The organism is Vibrio alfacsensis, from assembly GCF_019670485.1.
Lineage (GTDB): Bacteria > Pseudomonadota > Gammaproteobacteria > Enterobacterales > Vibrionaceae > Vibrio > Vibrio alfacsensis.
Genome location: NZ_AP024165.1, coordinates 2,156,875 through 2,173,788 on the forward strand (window position 1 = coordinate 2,156,875; position 16,914 = coordinate 2,173,788).

Annotated in this window: 17 protein-coding genes and 1 other RNA gene; 9 read left to right on the forward strand and 9 right to left on the reverse strand. The window is 43.1% G+C overall.

Annotated features, from left to right (window positions below; translation table 11 throughout):
* Positions 1 to 172: 172 nt before the first annotated feature.
* Positions 173 to 496, forward strand: a complete 324-nt coding sequence (gene fdxA / locus VA249_RS09885; RefSeq protein ID WP_128810504.1) for a ferredoxin FdxA — start codon at positions 173 to 175, stop codon at positions 494 to 496.
* 90 nt (positions 497 to 586) lie between these two features.
* On the opposite strand, the gene VA249_RS09890 is transcribed toward fdxA, so the two are convergent.
* The 4 genes from VA249_RS09890 to VA249_RS09905 all read right to left on the reverse strand — a co-directional run bounded on the left by VA249_RS09890 (position 587) and on the right by VA249_RS09905 (position 4,690).
* Positions 587 to 1,321 (reverse strand): RNA methyltransferase, encoded by a 735-nt coding sequence (locus VA249_RS09890; RefSeq protein WP_221067871.1) that lies wholly within the window; start codon positions 1,319 to 1,321, stop codon positions 587 to 589.
* Positions 1,322 to 1,450: 129 nt separating this feature from the next.
* Positions 1,451 to 1,547, reverse strand: an RNA gene (gene ffs, locus VA249_RS09895) — signal recognition particle sRNA small type.
* A gap of 127 nt (positions 1,548 to 1,674) precedes the next feature.
* Positions 1,675 to 3,687 (reverse strand): GGDEF domain-containing protein, encoded by a 2,013-nt coding sequence (locus VA249_RS09900; protein ID WP_221069919.1) that lies wholly within the window; start codon positions 3,685 to 3,687, stop codon positions 1,675 to 1,677.
* Positions 3,688 to 3,946: 259 nt separating this feature from the next.
* Positions 3,947 to 4,690: a VP0952 family biofilm-associated protein gene (locus VA249_RS09905; protein WP_221067880.1), complete on the reverse strand. Its 744-nt coding sequence runs from the start codon at positions 4,688 to 4,690 to the stop codon at positions 3,947 to 3,949.
* A gap of 270 nt (positions 4,691 to 4,960) precedes the next feature.
* Between VA249_RS09905 and VA249_RS09910 the strand changes: the two genes are divergently transcribed.
* On the forward strand, positions 4,961 to 5,263 hold the full coding sequence (locus tag VA249_RS09910; RefSeq protein ID WP_221067881.1) for a DNA base-flipping protein: 303 nt from the start codon (positions 4,961 to 4,963) through the stop codon (positions 5,261 to 5,263).
* A gap of 31 nt (positions 5,264 to 5,294) precedes the next feature.
* Here the strand turns inward: VA249_RS09910 and VA249_RS09915 are convergent, their stop codons facing one another.
* A complete protein-coding gene (locus VA249_RS09915) occupies positions 5,295 to 5,729 on the reverse strand; it encodes a YbaY family lipoprotein (RefSeq protein ID WP_128810500.1) in 435 nt (144 codons plus the stop codon).
* Positions 5,730 to 5,897: 168 nt separating this feature from the next.
* Between VA249_RS09915 and tesB the strand changes: the two genes are divergently transcribed.
* Positions 5,898 to 6,758, forward strand: a complete 861-nt coding sequence (gene tesB / locus VA249_RS09920; RefSeq protein WP_221067882.1) for an acyl-CoA thioesterase II — start codon at positions 5,898 to 5,900, stop codon at positions 6,756 to 6,758.
* A 157-nt stretch (positions 6,759 to 6,915) separates the two neighbouring features.
* Here tesB and VA249_RS09925 read toward each other — a convergent pair whose 3' ends face one another.
* Positions 6,916 to 7,380: an Lrp/AsnC family transcriptional regulator gene (locus tag VA249_RS09925; protein ID WP_128810498.1), complete on the reverse strand. Its 465-nt coding sequence runs from the start codon at positions 7,378 to 7,380 to the stop codon at positions 6,916 to 6,918.
* 143 nt (positions 7,381 to 7,523) lie between these two features.
* Between VA249_RS09925 and VA249_RS09930 the strand changes: the two genes are divergently transcribed.
* Positions 7,524 to 8,618 (forward strand): PLP-dependent cysteine synthase family protein, encoded by a 1,095-nt coding sequence (locus tag VA249_RS09930; RefSeq protein ID WP_221067883.1) that lies wholly within the window; start codon positions 7,524 to 7,526, stop codon positions 8,616 to 8,618.
* Between the two features lie 204 nt (positions 8,619 to 8,822).
* On the opposite strand, the gene VA249_RS09935 is transcribed toward VA249_RS09930, so the two are convergent.
* Positions 8,823 to 9,140 carry a DUF1244 domain-containing protein gene (locus VA249_RS09935; RefSeq protein ID WP_221067885.1) on the reverse strand — a complete coding sequence of 106 codons (318 nt, stop codon included), beginning with the start codon at positions 9,138 to 9,140 and terminating at the stop codon, positions 8,823 to 8,825.
* Positions 9,141 to 9,356: 216 nt separating this feature from the next.
* Between VA249_RS09935 and VA249_RS09940 the strand changes: the two genes are divergently transcribed.
* The gene (locus VA249_RS09940) at positions 9,357 to 9,932 is read left to right on the forward strand and encodes a porin family protein (RefSeq protein ID WP_221067886.1); all 576 of its coding nucleotides are present in this window, start codon (positions 9,357 to 9,359) and stop codon (positions 9,930 to 9,932) included.
* A 103-nt stretch (positions 9,933 to 10,035) separates the two neighbouring features.
* On the opposite strand, the gene VA249_RS09945 is transcribed toward VA249_RS09940, so the two are convergent.
* Positions 10,036 to 11,727, reverse strand: a complete 1,692-nt coding sequence (locus VA249_RS09945; protein ID WP_221067887.1) for a mechanosensitive ion channel family protein — start codon at positions 11,725 to 11,727, stop codon at positions 10,036 to 10,038.
* A 347-nt stretch (positions 11,728 to 12,074) separates the two neighbouring features.
* Between VA249_RS09945 and gad the strand changes: the two genes are divergently transcribed.
* The 3 genes from gad (at position 12,075) to VA249_RS09960 (ending at position 15,738) form a co-directional block, all read left to right on the forward strand.
* Positions 12,075 to 13,469: a glutamate decarboxylase gene (gene gad / locus VA249_RS09950; RefSeq protein ID WP_221067888.1), complete on the forward strand. Its 1,395-nt coding sequence runs from the start codon at positions 12,075 to 12,077 to the stop codon at positions 13,467 to 13,469.
* A gap of 200 nt (positions 13,470 to 13,669) precedes the next feature.
* On the forward strand, positions 13,670 to 15,397 hold the full coding sequence (locus tag VA249_RS09955) for an aspartate:alanine exchanger family transporter (protein WP_221067889.1): 1,728 nt from the start codon (positions 13,670 to 13,672) through the stop codon (positions 15,395 to 15,397).
* A gap of 89 nt (positions 15,398 to 15,486) precedes the next feature.
* Positions 15,487 to 15,738: a GlsB/YeaQ/YmgE family stress response membrane protein gene (locus VA249_RS09960; RefSeq protein ID WP_128810493.1), complete on the forward strand. Its 252-nt coding sequence runs from the start codon at positions 15,487 to 15,489 to the stop codon at positions 15,736 to 15,738.
* 132 nt (positions 15,739 to 15,870) lie between these two features.
* Here VA249_RS09960 and VA249_RS09965 read toward each other — a convergent pair whose 3' ends face one another.
* Positions 15,871 to 16,311 carry a YcgN family cysteine cluster protein gene (locus VA249_RS09965; protein WP_128810492.1) on the reverse strand — a complete coding sequence of 147 codons (441 nt, stop codon included), beginning with the start codon at positions 16,309 to 16,311 and terminating at the stop codon, positions 15,871 to 15,873.
* A gap of 188 nt (positions 16,312 to 16,499) precedes the next feature.
* Here VA249_RS09965 and VA249_RS09970 point away from each other — a divergent pair, with 188 nt between their 5' ends.
* On the forward strand, positions 16,500 to 16,748 hold the full coding sequence (locus VA249_RS09970; RefSeq protein ID WP_221069921.1) for a YkgJ family cysteine cluster protein: 249 nt from the start codon (positions 16,500 to 16,502) through the stop codon (positions 16,746 to 16,748).
* Positions 16,749 to 16,914: the final 166 nt, after the last annotated feature.

Here is a 16,914-nt window from a genome sequence, read left to right on the forward strand (position 1 = left end):
TGAGAAATAATAGGGTTCAGCTCACAATGGCGCGCATTTTACGAGAAATTGATTTGTCTGTCATACTAAATCCAAGTTGCTTGGCCGATTTCACACCTCGAATGTTGAATTTTACTTTGGGACGAGTATTATCCCCATTCTTCAATTTTGACTAACTTAAGAGCGGATTATCATGGCATTTGTCGTAACCGATAACTGTATCCAATGTAAGTACACCGACTGTGTCGCGGTATGCCCTGCAGATGCCTTCCATGAAGGCCCAAACTTTATGGTAATCAACCCAATTGAATGCATCGATTGTGGCTTGTGTGTGGATGAATGTGCTGCAGCTGCCATCTTCCAAGAAGACGAGCTACCAGAAGATCAAGCGATCTACAAAGAGCTCAACGCGGAGCTTGCGGAAATCTGGCCAGTACAGACCGAAGTGAAGCCTGCGATGGATGAAGCGGAAAAGTGGAATGGCGTGCCAAACAAGTTGGACATGTTAGAAAAATAAGCGCATTAAAACGAAAAAAGCGTAATGAGCCTCAATTTGAAATAATCTGAGTCATTACGCTTTTTTTGTATTTGAAATTCGCGGATTCACTTAGCTGTGTTGACGACGCATGTTATCCAGAATGATACCTGTCGCCATTGCTACGTTCAGTGACTCTGCACCGCCAAATGCTGGAATAGTAATCTTATCGGTCACAAACTTTGATGCCGCTTCACGCACGCCGTGAGACTCACTGCCCATTAACAAAATACCCTCTGCAGAAAATTCTGTTTTATGTACACTCACACCCTCAAGGAATGCGCCATATACTGGCAAATTCGCGTCTTCTAAATAGCTTGGCAGATCCACCAGACTAACTTGAACACGACCAAAACTACCCATAGTGGCACTGATGGTTTTTGGGTTGTATGGGTCAGCACAATCCGTACTCGCAACAATATGCTTAATGCCATACCAATCCGCAACGCGGATGATTGTGCCCAAGTTACCTGGGTCAGACACGCCATCCAGCGCAATCATCATTCCTTTTGCCTGTGGTACTTTTACATTCGGGATTTCAACCACAGCAATAGCTGCATTGTTACTGACCAACGTACTGGCTTTAGTTAAGTCATCAAGTGACGCTTCAATGCATTCGAATCCGTTTAGCTCTTGACGATACTGATCTAAAAACTCGTCCGTAGCAAAGATGTGTTTTACGATAAGCGAACTGTTTGCCAGCTCCAGTACGTTCTTTTCACCCTGAACCAGAAATAAGCCATGCGCTTTACGCTGCTTCTTTTGACCCAAAGCACGAAGCAGTTTTAATTGGTTTTTTGAAATCATGAAAATATCCCAGGTGAAAATGGCATGTAAACAAAGAAGAGCGCCAAATTATAGAATAAAGTAAAAGTAACAGAAAGAAATGCGTGAAACGAAAAAGCCTCGCTGTCATAGCGAGGCTTTCAAAGGGTGGGACCCCAGCCACATCCCGGCACACAAGTCACCCGCTGCGGCTGCTTCCTTCCGGACCTGACCGAGTTCACGAGCTATTGTTGCGAGAGGACCAGAGCCCCATAATTCTGTTTTGAGAGCTTGTCTCAAATGATGGTTGGATTATTCAGTATCCCCCCATAGATTGCAAGTGCTAAAACGATGAATTTGTTGTTTTCACTTCTGTTTGAACAAAAGTCATTCAATTACTTCCCTACCGCCTCGCATGCTGTTGCCTGCTTGGTGTCCACTGGCTTTGATCTCATTTTGCTGTTGTACATATCGGCGTCCGCTAAGTGCAAGCCTTTCTCCAAACTAACAAAGCGTTCCCGCTGTCTAGACACGCCAACCGAGATAGATACCTTACTGACATCACCAACGAGGCCATCTTTAGCACCCAACTTGCGTAACTCTTTCAATGCCAATGTTAACTGCTCGTCTGATGGATACCCGAGGAGAATAAACTCATCACCACCAATCCGATAACCTGTTCCATCCCATACCCGACGTATTTTTGCAGCGATAAGTTTTAGCACTTCATCCCCTGATTGATGACCATAAGTATCATTGATTTTCTTAAACTTATTGATATCTAAATAAAGTATGGTCAAGTCTTTAGAAAAGCCATTACGATACTTAACTTGCAATGCTCGTCGGTTCCTTAACCCCGTCAGATTGTCTGTATTTGACTGTCGATAGAGATACAAGGAGATTCCAACTGCCACAACCAGCACGGAAAAAAACAACACTTGTGTCTGATTAGCTAACCGTATTTCATATTCCAACGCGGTTCGCCAATCTGGCCGTAAATCATACGTAGCAATGATTTTTTCTAAATCCAACATTGAAATCGCACGGCTAAAGTACGGTGCCAATAATCCGCCTCGTTCATTGTCCACCAAACCAATGGACAATTGAGAATGATAAAACTCACCTATCGCGTTGTCCTGCTCTATTGGGATCAGCTCACTTTGGCGCAATAAATGATTCAGCATCGCCGTATCCATCGGAATATAGTCCACCTCTTTTGCGAGCATGGCATCGAGGAGCTCAGTCTGGGATGGGTAACGATGAATGTCTTTAAGCGGTAACATTCTGGTTAGCATCTGATCAAAAAAGTCGTCTTTAACGACACCAATACGCTCAGAAATCAATTGCGAAACATGGGAATAAACATTGGTTTTATACCCCAGTCTTTTCACCATAACCGCTGCTGGAGAATAATGAGGCTGTGGAAAGTGGCTAAAGTGTTGGCGTTTTTGACTAATCGTAAATGGAGCAAGAACGTCAAAATCACCTTTGATAAACTCTTGGTACATTGACTCCCAACTTTCGTCAGGTTTACTGATCACCTGACAATTCAGCGCCAATATATCGCAGCTTCTCAACACGACATCTGCGGTAAGTCCGTTAACTGAACCATCTGGTTGATAAACAACATAAGGGTAAAGTGGCTCAAACTTAATTGTGATCGGCTTATCCAAATCAAAAGGGAGTGTTTTGATCGATTCTCGTAATGCCGTTTGACGCAATTCGAATTGATATTGCGTAATTTCTTGTCGCAACAACTTTTGAACTTTTTCACTATGAATAAAAGAGGAAAACTTATCTAACTCATCAATATGAGTCCCTTTTCGACTCACAATCGACACCGGTTTAATGGATATGTGATCATTAAGTAGTGTCGCATCAAATCCCTCAAGCAACATTGGTTTTAGCTGATTGATTGCATCGACAACACCATCGACTCGCCTCGCTCGCATTAGTGCGACGGCTTCTTCATGACCTTGATAAGCGATTAACGTGATATATGGATAATTCTCTGCAATAAGATCTGAATAAATAGTGCCGTGCGGAACGCCAATAACGGAAGCGTCACGCAACGAGAGATCACTGAAAGCATAAAGGTAGGTATATTCTATGTTGGTTGGTCTAGAGTAACTAAAGCGCTCTGCCCTCACATCTGTGTAGGTGATATTGCCAGCAAAATCGGCTTCACCCTTTGCGACCGCTTCAAGAATCGCGTCAAAATTCGAATAAGTAACATATTCGATGTGAATGCCAAATTCTTTGGCAACCGCATCAAACAGTACTCTTGTAACAACATCGTCTGCTTCTGTTGCTACTTTATAAGCACTGAGCGTTGTTACTTCTGCTTTAACGCAAAAACCGAAAAACAAGCAAGCCAAAAACAACAAACTTCGCACAACTTTAACCATGATAGACATTTCTAATACTTGCCTACCTACATAACAGTTTGGAAACGGGTCTAAGCACAGATAGAGGCAGCGCCCAGATAACCCAACACCCTCTGACACATTGACCTAACTAATTATATAGGCGGTGACGTATAATTATTATTGTAAGCAATTTTTTATTATGAATAATTAACCATATAGCATTACTATCTCTAATGCATAACTAAATCAATAGAGTGTCGCTTCTGTCACTATTCAATGATATATCAACAACTCATTGTCAAAGTTCCGCTTGCTCATCGTTACTACGAAGAATGTAGTCTGTCATCCAAGCAGTGCCTAGCAAGCATAACCAAACAACAAAAACCGGGTTCGGCACTTCAATATTAGGGCTGACGACTAACACGGCAAAGCCTACCGTTGGCAGAGTCCAACACAATAGTTTCCCCCAACGCATTGGATTTTTTATCCGGGTCAGTATTTCCATTGAGGCCAATATTCCAGTAATGCTAAGTGCGATAAGTACCGCATAAGGCAAATCGGCCAACCAGAGAGGTAACAGTAACAACAACGACCACCAGCCATGTTTCGAAGATGGCTTCCATTGCGTCGCGGCCCACCACATGAGAATCACAGAGACCGTTTGAACTATGGTTAACCATGCCGATCCGCCCAACTTATCCGCTTGTTGTGTCACCATAATGCCAATTTGAAGCGTGACAACAATTAAGCCTGCGGTGAGCAATACACCGAAAGAGCTGCGTCGAGAAAACACGACCATGAGAAGTGGAAAAAGAATCAATATACCAATCGAAAGTGCGATAGGCTGTGTCGACAGTGTGAGCCCATAAACTGTCATTGCACCAAGCAATAATAATCCCGCTAACCCACCTTGAGGCAGGATCCATAACGCAGGAATCATTAATGCGAGAACGGGAATATCCCCATCACTTAGACTGATCGCGCGAGCACAAACGACCGCTAGTAATGTGGTAACCAAAAATTGAAGTGTCGAAAAAATCATAATGCCTCCTGGCTTCCCCAACCGACTTGGTAACCCAACCGCATATAAAACGAAATAGAAACGGCGATTGAGTGGGTTTTGCTTTGAGCTAAGCTCAAACTCCTATTTGTACTTTACAATTATTCAGATAATCAACAACCTACTCAAAAAAAGGCGACAGTGCCAAATAAAATGATGAGTAGCATGTGATGTTAAGGAGCAATATCCAATAGAAAAGTACAAGCCATGTATATTACCATTCCTTGGTAAATCACAGTGGATACTTTGAGTATGGACCAATTTTTAATGCAAATCTTTGCTGTAATTCACCAAATTCCAAAAGGGAAAGTGAGTACTTATGGGGAAATTGCAAAGTTAGCAAGCTACCCAGGCTATGCTCGACATGTAGGGAAAGCCCTCGGTAACTTACCAGAGGGAAGTCAGTTACCTTGGTTTCGTGTCATTAATAGTCAGGGTAAAATTTCTCTAAAAGGTGAGGATCTTCAACGGCAGAAACGCAAGCTCGAAGCTGAGGGCGTTGAAGTGTCTGAAATTGGGAAAGTATCTCTCAGAAAGTACAAATGGCAGCCTTAAGCTGCCATTTGTAGTTCTGCATTGGTAACAATTATCGCGTACCCACTAGGCGGATATTCGCTTCATGTGTTTGCTCAGGATCAGTAATCACTGGAATGCTAGTATCATTAATAAAACGCAGTTTGCCATCAACTTCAATACGAGCGCGTAAGCTGTAACGATGATTTGGTTTGATATCATTGCTGTCGTAGCTTAATTCAAATGCAAAAGGCACTTGCTTACCTGCAGTTTCGAATGTCTGTTTTGCTAGCACTTTTGCTGGAGCATCAGCTAAAGACACGTCTTCTAGCGCAACGGTTACAACGGCATGGGGAGGTAATGCAATGCGCTCTCGGTATGCCACTGTACCTGTAATTGTATTCATTGATGCCTCCGCGGATTCGACTTCAGTCACTTGAGATGATTGACAACCCACAAGCGCTGCACCAAACAATAAAGAAGTAACAAGTAGTAGCGTTTTTTTCATATTAGCCTCATAGCATGTATCAATTCGCGCTAAGTATAGAGATTGTTTATTAAACTGTCTGCATGAAATGGTTTTATTTGACAATAGTTTAACTAAGTTAGAAATTATCAAACAATTGAATTTGTTTCATAATTGAAGCAACTAAAGTCACAACGGTGAGGAAACATCATGAGTAAACCACTACGAGAATTACTTAGCCTATTACAACTCGAAAAATTAGAAGAAGGCTTGTTCCGTGGACAAAGCGAGAACCTAGGTTTACCTCAAGTTTATGGCGGTCAGGTGATTGGGCAAGCATTATCAGCAGCACGATATACCGTCGAGGAAACACGTACTGTCCATTCTTTTCACAGCTACTTTCTTTACCCTGGTGATCCTGAAAAGCCTATCATTTATGATGTTGAGAATTTAAGAGATGGCCGCAGTTTTAGTACTCGACGCGTTAAAGCCATCCAAAATGGCCGTCCGATCTTCTATCTTACGGCATCGTATCATGGTGAAGCGCCGGGCTTTGATCACCAAAATACAATGCCTGACATTCCCGGACCAGAAAACTTCCCATCAGAAACCGAACTCGCAAGCCACATTGCCGAGTATTTGCCTGAGAAACTTCGCAAAACTGTTTGTGGTGAAAAGCCGATTGAGACACGGCCAGTCAATATCATTAACCCTCTCAATCCAAAAAAAGCAGAAGCAAAACAGTACCTTTGGATACGTGCCAATGGTGATATGCCAGAGAACCAATTGATTCACCAATATTTGCTTGGTTATGCTTCAGACTGGGGTTTTTTAGTGACAGCGCTATTCCCCCATGAAGTATCACTAATGACACCAAACTTCCAAGTCGCAACGATCGATCACTCCATTTGGTTCCATCGCCCATTTAGAATGGATGAATGGCTTCTCTACGTGATCGAAAGCCCAACAGCGAGTAATACCAGAGGCTTGGTGCGTGGCGAAATTTACAACCAACAAGGTCACCTTGTCGCCACAGCTGTGCAAGAAGGTGTTATGCGTTTTACCAAATAAACGGCATACGATGGTACTGCTCCAAGTGATGTAAAAACCAACATGATGCGTTAGTCTACGTGATACAATAGTCCGCGTGATGAATAAGTAAGGGAGCGTCTTCACTCCCTTATTATCCCTCTTTACACCTTTGATATCGCTCTTCAATCCCGTCCTATTAAAAACTAATAGGCAGTTCTGTTGTGTACTTAATCGGCTCCATCGCAAAGGTAGAGGTCACATTAGATAAGCCTCTCACGCTATTCACTAAGCGTTTATAAAATTCATCAAAACGCTTCATATCCCGAACCAACACTTTCATCATATAGTCGTATTCCCCCGCCATACGATAAAACTCCATCACCTCTGGAAAATCACTCACTGTCGTAACAAAGTGATGGTACCAATCCTCTGAGTGATCGCTGGTTTTCAATTGCACAAAAGCAATAAAAGACAGATCGAGTTTTTCTGCGTTGAGCAATGCCACTCGCTTTTCAATATATCCCTCATCTTCTAGCTTTTTAAGGCGTTTCCAGCATGGTGTGGTGGTCAAATTGATGCGTTCAGCTAAGTCATTCAAAGACAAAGTAGCATCGGTTTGGAGTAAAGAAAGTAACTGCCTATCTAATTTATCTAAGCTCATTCCTAGAATTTCCGCATTTAGGAGAAAAATCTTCTACTATTGGTGAATAACAAAGCAATATTAGCAAAGTTTTTCTCTAAGTTTATAGGTAGATTAGCCTTATAGACAAAAAAATACCCTACAAATTTCCAAGGAGCCATGTTATGTGCACAGACCACAACTGGATCAATAACGCAGTCCGTAAAATTGAAGCTGACTTCCAACGTTCTGCCGATACTCACCTATTCAAACTCGATCTTCCATCTTTAGAAGGTATTGATATCTATCTGAAAGATGAAAGTACGCACCCAACGGGTTCATTGAAGCACCGATTAGCACGCTCACTATTCCTTTACGCGATTTGTAATGGTTGGGTTGGTCCTGAGACAACGGTTATCGAAGCTTCATCAGGCAGCACTGCCGTTTCTGAGGCTTACTTCGCACGCCTTCTTGGTTTACCTTTTATTGCGGTTATGCCAAAGAGCACTGCTCGTAAAAAGATTGAGCAGATCGAATTCTATGGCGGTAAAGCACACCTTGTTGATCGTTCAGACCAAATCTATGATGAGTCTCGCCGTCTCGCAGAAGAACTTAACGGTCACTACATGGATCAATTTACCTACGCAGAGCGCGCGACAGACTGGCGTGGTAACAACAACATCGCTAACTCCATCTTCAGCCAAATGAAACTAGAAGATCACCCTATCCCAAGTTGGGTGGTAATGAGCCCTGGTACAGGTGGCACATCTGCAACCATCGGACGCTTTATCCGTTACCAAAAATACGATACAAAACTGTGTGTCGTTGACCCTGATAACTCCGTATTCTTTGACTCTTTCCAGTCAGGTAATCCGAACATTCGAGGTGAGAACGGAAGTAAAATCGAAGGCATTGGCCGTCCACGCGTTGAGCCTAGCTTCATTGCTGGCGTTGTTGACGAAATGCGCAAAATCCCGGATGCAGCAAGTGTCGCAACAGCGCATTGGGTGTCGGGACTCATTGGTCGCAAGGTTGGCGCATCTACGGGTACTAACCTTTACGGCGTTCTTCAACTTGCATGCGAAATGAAACAACGCGGCGAAAATGGCTCTATCGTGACTCTACTATGTGACTCAGGTGAGCGTTACCTAGATACGTATTACGACGCTGAATGGGTAAAAACAAACATTGGTGATATTCAGCCGTACTTGACTCAACTTGAAATCATTCAAGCAAAAGGCTGTGTCGAGCCAGCATGCTGCGGCCCGGTTACTGAGTAAAACGTACACGCTAGAGAAGCAACAGCCCGCAAGCAAGCGGGCTGTTTTGTATTTGATGCAGAATGATACTAACCGGCGTTAAAACGACGTTATCAAGCATGATGACAAACTAGGATGACCCGTTATTTACGACTAGTGATTCACTATTCACTATTCACTATTCACTATTCACTATTCACTATTCACTATTCACTATTATTGGTATTACTTCTTTTGACGCGCTTCAAATGCGGCAAGCTGCTCTGGTGTAGCTTCAGGCTGATGGTTCTGCTTCCATTCATCATAAGTCATACCGTATACGCGCTCACGAGCGTCATCAATGCCAATGTCCATACCACGATCTTCTGCTTCTGCTTTATACCATTTACTAAAACAGTTGCGACAGAATCCAGCAAGAATCATTAGGTCGATATTTTGCACGTCTTTGTTAGCATCTAAGTGTGCCAGTAGACGACGAAATGTTGCAGCGTCTAGCTTATCTTGCTCTTCTTGCGTTAGATTTTTGTATTTAAATTCAGCCACTTTACTTTCCTTTTATTGAACTAACCATGCACCTCAGTGCTTAGAGCAGCGGACTACGCACAACAGAATGAAACAGAAAATTTGTGCAAACAGAGCAAATTCCCCCCTTAAATCACGCACTCACCCAAAAGACTGATATTATGATAGCCAGTTATCTTATTGATTAATTTAATACTAATTCTAAAAATAGTCTTTCTTAAAGGTTACCGCTAAGTTATGAAAAACGCCATCCTATTATTGTCCGCATTGTCAGTGGCCATGCCAGTATTCGCAGCACAAGAGCAAACTCATCAATCTTATTTCTATTTGGGCACAGGTAATGTTGGGTTTGATACGCCAGACTTTGGCACGGATCGAGATAGCGATTGGTCAACACCTCATCTCACCGTTGGCTGGGGTTATCACGTAAACCAGTACCTCGCTTTTGAAGGGGTATTACGCTATTCACAGAGTGAGCTGAAAAATGGCCCAGCAAACCTTGACCTGGACTTGCATTATTATCAAGCGGGTATGTCGGCAGTGATGACCAGCGATAATCTAGGTGATACGCCTCTGTCCCTATTTGGCCGAGTCACTGCATTGGGTACTCAAGCTGAAATGTACGTACCTGATGTTCAAAAAGTAACGGATGACTCTGGAGCGCTGTTTAACCTTGGTGCAGGCATACATTGGGATATGAGCAAAGACATTTGGCTACGAGCTGAATACATCTACAACGTTGCAGAGATGGGGTTTGACGACTTCTACGACCGTTATGATGGCTTACAAGTGAGCTTAGGTAAACGGTTTTAAACACTTTCCCAAGCCCCCATGCAAAAAGTCCGCTTTGGTATTCCAAAGCGGACTGACTCATTGAATAAAGTTAACCGATGGGAGCCCCATCAGTTAAGCAGCACTATGCATCTTGCTTATCATTGCTCACCATGTGCAAGTGAACATCTTGTTGAGGGAAAGGTATCGAGATCCCCTCACGATCAAAGCGCAATTTCACTTCTTTGGTCACGTCCCAGTAAACATCCCAATAATCATCCGTTTTTACCCAAGGTCGGACAATAAAATCGACCGACGATGTATTCAATGTATGTACTTTGATCATTGGCTCAGGAGAACGAAGAACCGCAGGATGGGAAGTGATGATGTCATTTAGCACAGATTCAGCTTTCAACAGATCGTCAGCATAGCCAATACCAAAAACCATATCGACTCGACGAATACGCTCATGTGTGACGTTCTTAATCACATCGCCCCAAATCTTACTGTTTGGCACCATAATGATCTGGTTGTCGAAAGTTCGAATTGTGGTGTTCACCAAACTCATGTGGCTTACTTTACCATCTACGCCACCCGCGTAAACGAAATCGCCAACATCAAACGGGCGATAAATCAACAACATCATGCCTGCCGCAAAGTTTGATAGCGTGTCTTGCAATGCAAAACCAATGATCACACCAGCAATACCGAAACCGGTCAGGATAGGCGCGAGGTTCAAGCCTATCTGAGACAGGCCGACCATGATACCAATCACCCATACTGCCTTGCCAGACATCGAAATAAAGAAATCTTGCATTAGATGGGACAGTTTTAAATTCTTAGATGCGACGGCTTTACTCACCACTTTTCGTGTCAGTTTCGAGAGCGCTCGTGCGATCAAAAGAATTAAGGCAAAAACAAAGAGCTGGAATACATGTTGTGCGGCATTCTCTGCAAACCAATCCCCTGCGGAACTAGACCAGTGAGTGAGAATAGACAGCACCACTTTGGCATTGAGCAAATCATGCGTGATACTACCCGTTACTTCAAAGATCTGGCGTTTGTATTCTGAGGTCTCTAGCCCTAACCCATCCCCTATCGAAATCAAAGAACGTAAACTGTTCGTCGCAATATCCAACCTTTGCTTGAGGATCAGTTCATTCAACTGCAACGCCGTTTTTTCTGACTCAGGGCTTGACGATATTTGTGCGCCAATAAACTCTTTTTGCTGGTTTAGATACTCAATAGAAGCCGACAGCAAACGCATGCGCTTATCAACGCTATCTTTAAATACTTCCTCAGCTTCATTGTCTTGAACACCCAGTTCTTTCAGCCAAATTAAGTTCTGTGAACCGGCTTCGAAACTAACATCTAAGTACTGTTGAAGCTCGCGGTAAACATTCACTAGAGAGAGCTTATCTTGTTCTTTAGCTGTGTTGATTTTTTCATTTAGCACTTTGACACGATCATCTAAATAAGCAAATGAACCATCTGAATATTTTTGCTGCGTTCTAACGAGTGCAATGAGCTTTTCGTTGGGAATGGATTTGTTGTTTATTGCCGCTGAAAGGCGATTTCTCAGTTCTTCATTTTTCTGAAAAAGCTGCAATTGCAAAGCGTCTCGCTCATCTCCAGTGGCTTGTTTAAGCGTGGCAGACAAATCCAAAATATCTTGATTAATATTATCAATCGTCCGCTCTGCAAGAGAGGTTTGTTGTTCACTATTCGCCTCTGTTGCATGAATCGTAATAGGCCCAAAACTCAGAACACAAGCAAGCAAAAAACTGAAAAATGCGGCCGCACAAGAACGCGGTGTAAAAGAATGTCGATAGGTCATATTTACCTCACAAGAGACGGTCACCGAGTTAAAACTCGCCTATTAGGCAGTGAAAACATATGCCTAGAGTTTACTACATCAATAAGCACGCTGGGCGGTAATTCGTAATTAAACTGTCAAACTTGCGCCAACACCTCTATTTACCTAGGCCTTTGTATCCCACTCTCGAAATAGACGTACTTAATATATGAACCAACACAGCAGTAATTAATAAACTTTACTACAGTAAATGGACCCTTATGACTTAAAAATATGAGGTCACAATATTTGAGCTCATTTGGGAATATTGAGCAATTTATTCTTGCTAGGCACTCAATCACAAAATACCAAACGCGAAGGAAATGCATATGCCTCTGCACAAAAAATCAGCCATACGCGGCTCAATCATCGATGATGTTTACTCTTCAAAAGATTTATCTGTCGTCATGCCTAAGTATCGCATTCCCGAAAATGAGCACTCCCCGAATCACGCTTATCAGGTCGTCCATGATGAGTTAATGCTTGATGGAAACTCACGACAAAACCTAGCTACATTTTGCCAAACTTGGGTAGAAGATGAGGTTCATCAACTCATGAATGAATGCATCGATAAAAATATGATCGATAAAGATGAGTACCCACAAACTGCTGAGCTAGAGTCTAGATGTGTTCATATGCTCGCTGACCTTTGGCATGCCCCTGAGGCCGAAAACCCAATGGGATGCTCAACAACAGGATCAAGTGAAGCAGCAATGCTAGGAGGAATGGCCTTAAAATGGGCATGGCGAGAAAAAATGAAACAGCTCGGCAAACCCACTGATCGACCAAACCTAATATGTGGACCGGTTCAAGTATGCTGGCACAAATTTGCACGATATTGGGATATTGAACTTCGCGAAATACCGATGCAAGGCGACCGTTTAATCATGACGCCGGAAGAAGTCATAAAACGATGTGATGAGAACACTATTGGCGTCGTGCCTACCTTAGGCGTAACTTTTACTTGTCAGTATGAGCCTGTAAAAGCGGTGCATGAAGCGCTAGACAAACTGGAAGAACAAACTGGCTTAGATATCCCAATTCACGTTGACGGAGCTAGCGGTGCTTTCTTGGCTCCTTTTTGTGACCCCGATTTAGAGTGGGATTTCCGATTACCACGTGTTAAATCGATCAATGCCTCCGGTCATAAGTTCGGGCTTGCCCCTCTCGGAGTAGGTTGGGTGGTATGGCGTGATGCCGATGCATTACATAAAGACCTGATATTTAACGTGAACTACTTGGGCGGTAACATGCCAACTTTCGCTCTTAACTTCTCTCGCCCTGGGGGGCAAATCGTTGCTCAGTATTATAACTTCCTTCGTTTGGGCAAAGAGGGATATCGAAAAGTTCATCAAGCTTGCTATGAAACTGCTCATTACCTCGCAGAAGAGATAGAAAAAATGGGTATGTTTAAAATCATCTACAACGGCCATGGAGGCATACCTGCCCTAAGCTGGTCCTTAAAGGATGACACAAAACCTGGCTTCAATCTCTACGATCTATCAGATCGTATTCGCTCTCGTGGTTGGCAAATCGCCGCCTATGCAATGCCTGCAGAAAGGGAAGATCTCGTCATAATGCGTATCCTAGTTCGTCACGGATTCAGTCGCGACATGGCCGATTTATTGATTTCTGATTTAAAACACTGTGTGGATTTCTTCGACAAGCATCCTGTCGTTAACGGTAGTAATGAAGATGAGTCCTCTAACTTTAATCATGGGTAATCCAGCGTCATACCAGTTTGTATTTATCTAAGTCCATGTGCATCTAGGTTTGCATAGATCTAGGTATACATAGATCTAGTTTTGTATAACTCCAAGCTCATATTGACTGTATGGATAAATAATACTGATTGATGCTATTTAGAGAGCAAAGGATGAGGAAGTACCTTGCTCTTTCTCCCTCAGAGCAACAGGGTAACCGTATGTCTTTTATTTTTAGTTACTTGTCAGAAAATCCCTTTGTCTTTCTCTTCCTTTCACTTGCGATTGGGTATCCTTTAGGTCGCCTTAGCGTTAAAGGCGTGAGTTTAGGGACAACAGCAGGAACACTCGTCGTCGGGGTCGCATTGGCACTCACTTCCTTCTCCGTTTACGGTTTGAAGATTGAAGAGCCAGGCTTAGTTTCAGACATTTTCCTTATGATGTTCATGTATGCGATAGGCATGAAAGTTGGCCCACAATTCTTTTCTGGTCTCGCTCGAGGCGGATTTGACTTTGTTGTTATCGGTTTAATTGTCGTATTCAGCAATTTTGCTATTGTCGTCATCGGTGCCAAGCTAATGGGGCTTGAACCCGGGTATGCGGCTGGAATCATTTCAGGTAGCTATACTGTGACGGCAGTAATGGGCGTGGCTCAATCCGCAATCAATTCAGGTGCATTCACCCCACCAGAGGGCATGAGCGTCGACCATGTAAGCGCAAATATCGCAGCAGGCTACGCGATCAGTTATGTATTATCTACCGTCCTCATTATTCTATTTATTAAATATCTTCCCTCACTTTTTGGCATTGACCCAATCAAGGCAGGAAAAGAGGCAGAAGCAGAATATTCAGCGGGCGACGACAATGAAAAATTGCCCAGTACGTTTGGATTCTCGGACGTAGGCGTTCTACCCATCGATGTTCGCGCCTATCAAGTAACCCACCAAGAATTGGTAGGACGTTCAGTACAAGAACTTTACCAACAGTTCCCAGACGCGGCAGTACTCAAAGTGGTGAGAGGTGATGAAGTTATTAATGCATCAGACAACCCAACTCTTGCTCTAAATGACATCATCGGTGTGCGTGGTGAATATCATGTACTCATTTCTGAAGGAGAATCCGATATTGGCAACGAAGTCGATGAGCCAAGAGCACGCAACGTCGACATTGAAGTCGCCGACATCCATATTGGCAAGTCTAAATATGCAGGAAAAACCATCGCCGAGTTGCATGCAGAAGTGGGATTTGGCGTTTATTTTAAAGCCCTTTTTCGACAAGGACACCAACAACCTTTGATGCCACAAACAAAAGTAGAAGTTGGTGACGTTATCCGTGTCGCTGGTTCTCAATGGTGTGTCGAACAAACCGCGTCCAATTTAAATAGCGTTCCCATCGTCGAGAGCACCATCACAGAGACATTTTATTTAGCGTTCTCACTGCTAATAGGGTATCTATTTGGCCATCTTAGCGTAACCATAGCCGGCATTCCTTTTGCGTTAGGTACCTCTGCGGGTTGTATGCTCACTGGTATTATTTTCTCTTTCCTTAGAACTCGTAATCCAACGCTTGGGGGCCCTATGAGCGAGGGCGCGCGAAGTTTTTTACAAGACATTGGGCTAAACCTATTTGTTGCTGTATTAGCCGCGACCGTAGGACCAAAAATTCTGGCCTCTTTTCAAGGCATCATCGTCATTAAAATTGCAATATTAGGGGTCACAGCAGCACTGGTGCCACCTCTTCTTGCTTGGCTCTATGGCTTGTATTTTAGGAAAATGAACCCAGCAATTCTTGCGGGCGCTTGTGCTGGAGGAAGAAATAGCACACCAGCAATGAAAGGAGCCCAAGATGCAAGCCATAGTGATATGCCTGCCATTGGCTACCCTGTGCCCTATGCATTAACATCGGTACTGGTTCTTATCCTTGGCTATATTGCTATGGTTATCAGTTAATTATTGGTTATCAGTTAATTATTGTTTCAAATAAATAGTTAGATATGAACTATGATTGATAGCGTAAGAATCATTGAAAAGGAGTATTTATGGGGTTTTTATCTTGGATTATTTTGGGACTGATTGCCGGCGCATTAGCAAAATGGCTCATGCCTGGTAACGATGGTGGCGGATGGATAGCTACGATGGTGCTCGGAATTTTAGGAGCGTTTGTCGGTGGATTTTTGGGCAGTTTTGTTGGTCTAGGCGGTGCTGATGGCGTGAATATCGGCAGTATCGTCACTGCGACATTAGGTGCTTTCGTTCTTCTGTTTGTTTATAACCGATTTATTCGGGGTTAGCCGACGGCGCTAAAGAAATCAATACAAATAAGCCTTTCACATCGCGACCTGTAAATGACCTTAGGTACCGTTGAAAGGCTTATTGTTTGAATCACTGTTTTAACATTTCCGTTTTAACGTTCTCGTTTTTAGCTACTGACGATTTGGGTGATTCAAAATGTGGTCTTCCCAGTTCACCACATCAATCTCATACACCACTTTGTTTCGCACACTTTCACCCGCAGCATGCATTGCTGACTTCGAACCGGTGATCAAAGGATGCCATTCTGGCAGAGGCTGCTTTTCTGCCAGTAAACGATACGCACAGGTATGAGGTAGCCACGTAAAGTCTTCAATATCTTCTCGAGTTAACTTGGTGCACTCTTCACCCGATGTGAAACGGTTCGGGTAATCTTTGCATGAACACGTTTTACTATTTAGCCAACTGCAAGCCACATTGGTGTAATAAATCTCATCCGTATCTTCATCCATCAGTTTATGTAGACAACATTTACCGCAACCATCGCAGAGAGATTCCCATTCCTCTTCTGTCATGTGTTCCAACGATTTACTTTGCCAAAATGGAGTACTCATTACGTTTACTACTTATTACGATGTGGGATTGGGTGCGTTTTATACCCCTCTGGCAGAAAAAGTTCAAGTTTTGCTGAATATCTGCATAGGTCTAAGCTTGACTGAGCTGACAAGACTTAGATAGATAACGCTTCCAATCCAGTCAGAAATCGCCATAATGCCCCCTTATTTTTTGCGAGGGTTTTATGATGGATTGTCGATTGGGTTGTGGGGCGTGCTGTATCGCACCGAGTATTTCCTCTCCTATTCCTGGGATGCCAAATGGCAAACCTGCAGGTGAACGTTGTATTCAATTGAATGACGATAATCTATGCAAACTCTTTGGTAATCCAGAGCGCCCAAAAGTGTGTCATGACTTTAAGCCATGCTCTGTCGTATGTGGCAAAAGCAATCAAGAAGCACTGACGAATATTACCGAACTAGAACAAATGACCTAATTCTTCAGTTAAGTTGATGAGATAGTAGACCGCTTATCTGCGTTCTATATACCTTTAAATACGTCTCAATTATGAAACAACCAATTCAATATCACTGTTTTCATCCAACTTTCCTATCTCCACTCACACGCAGCTGACAATTCTCAACTATGTTCAGCGGGTAATC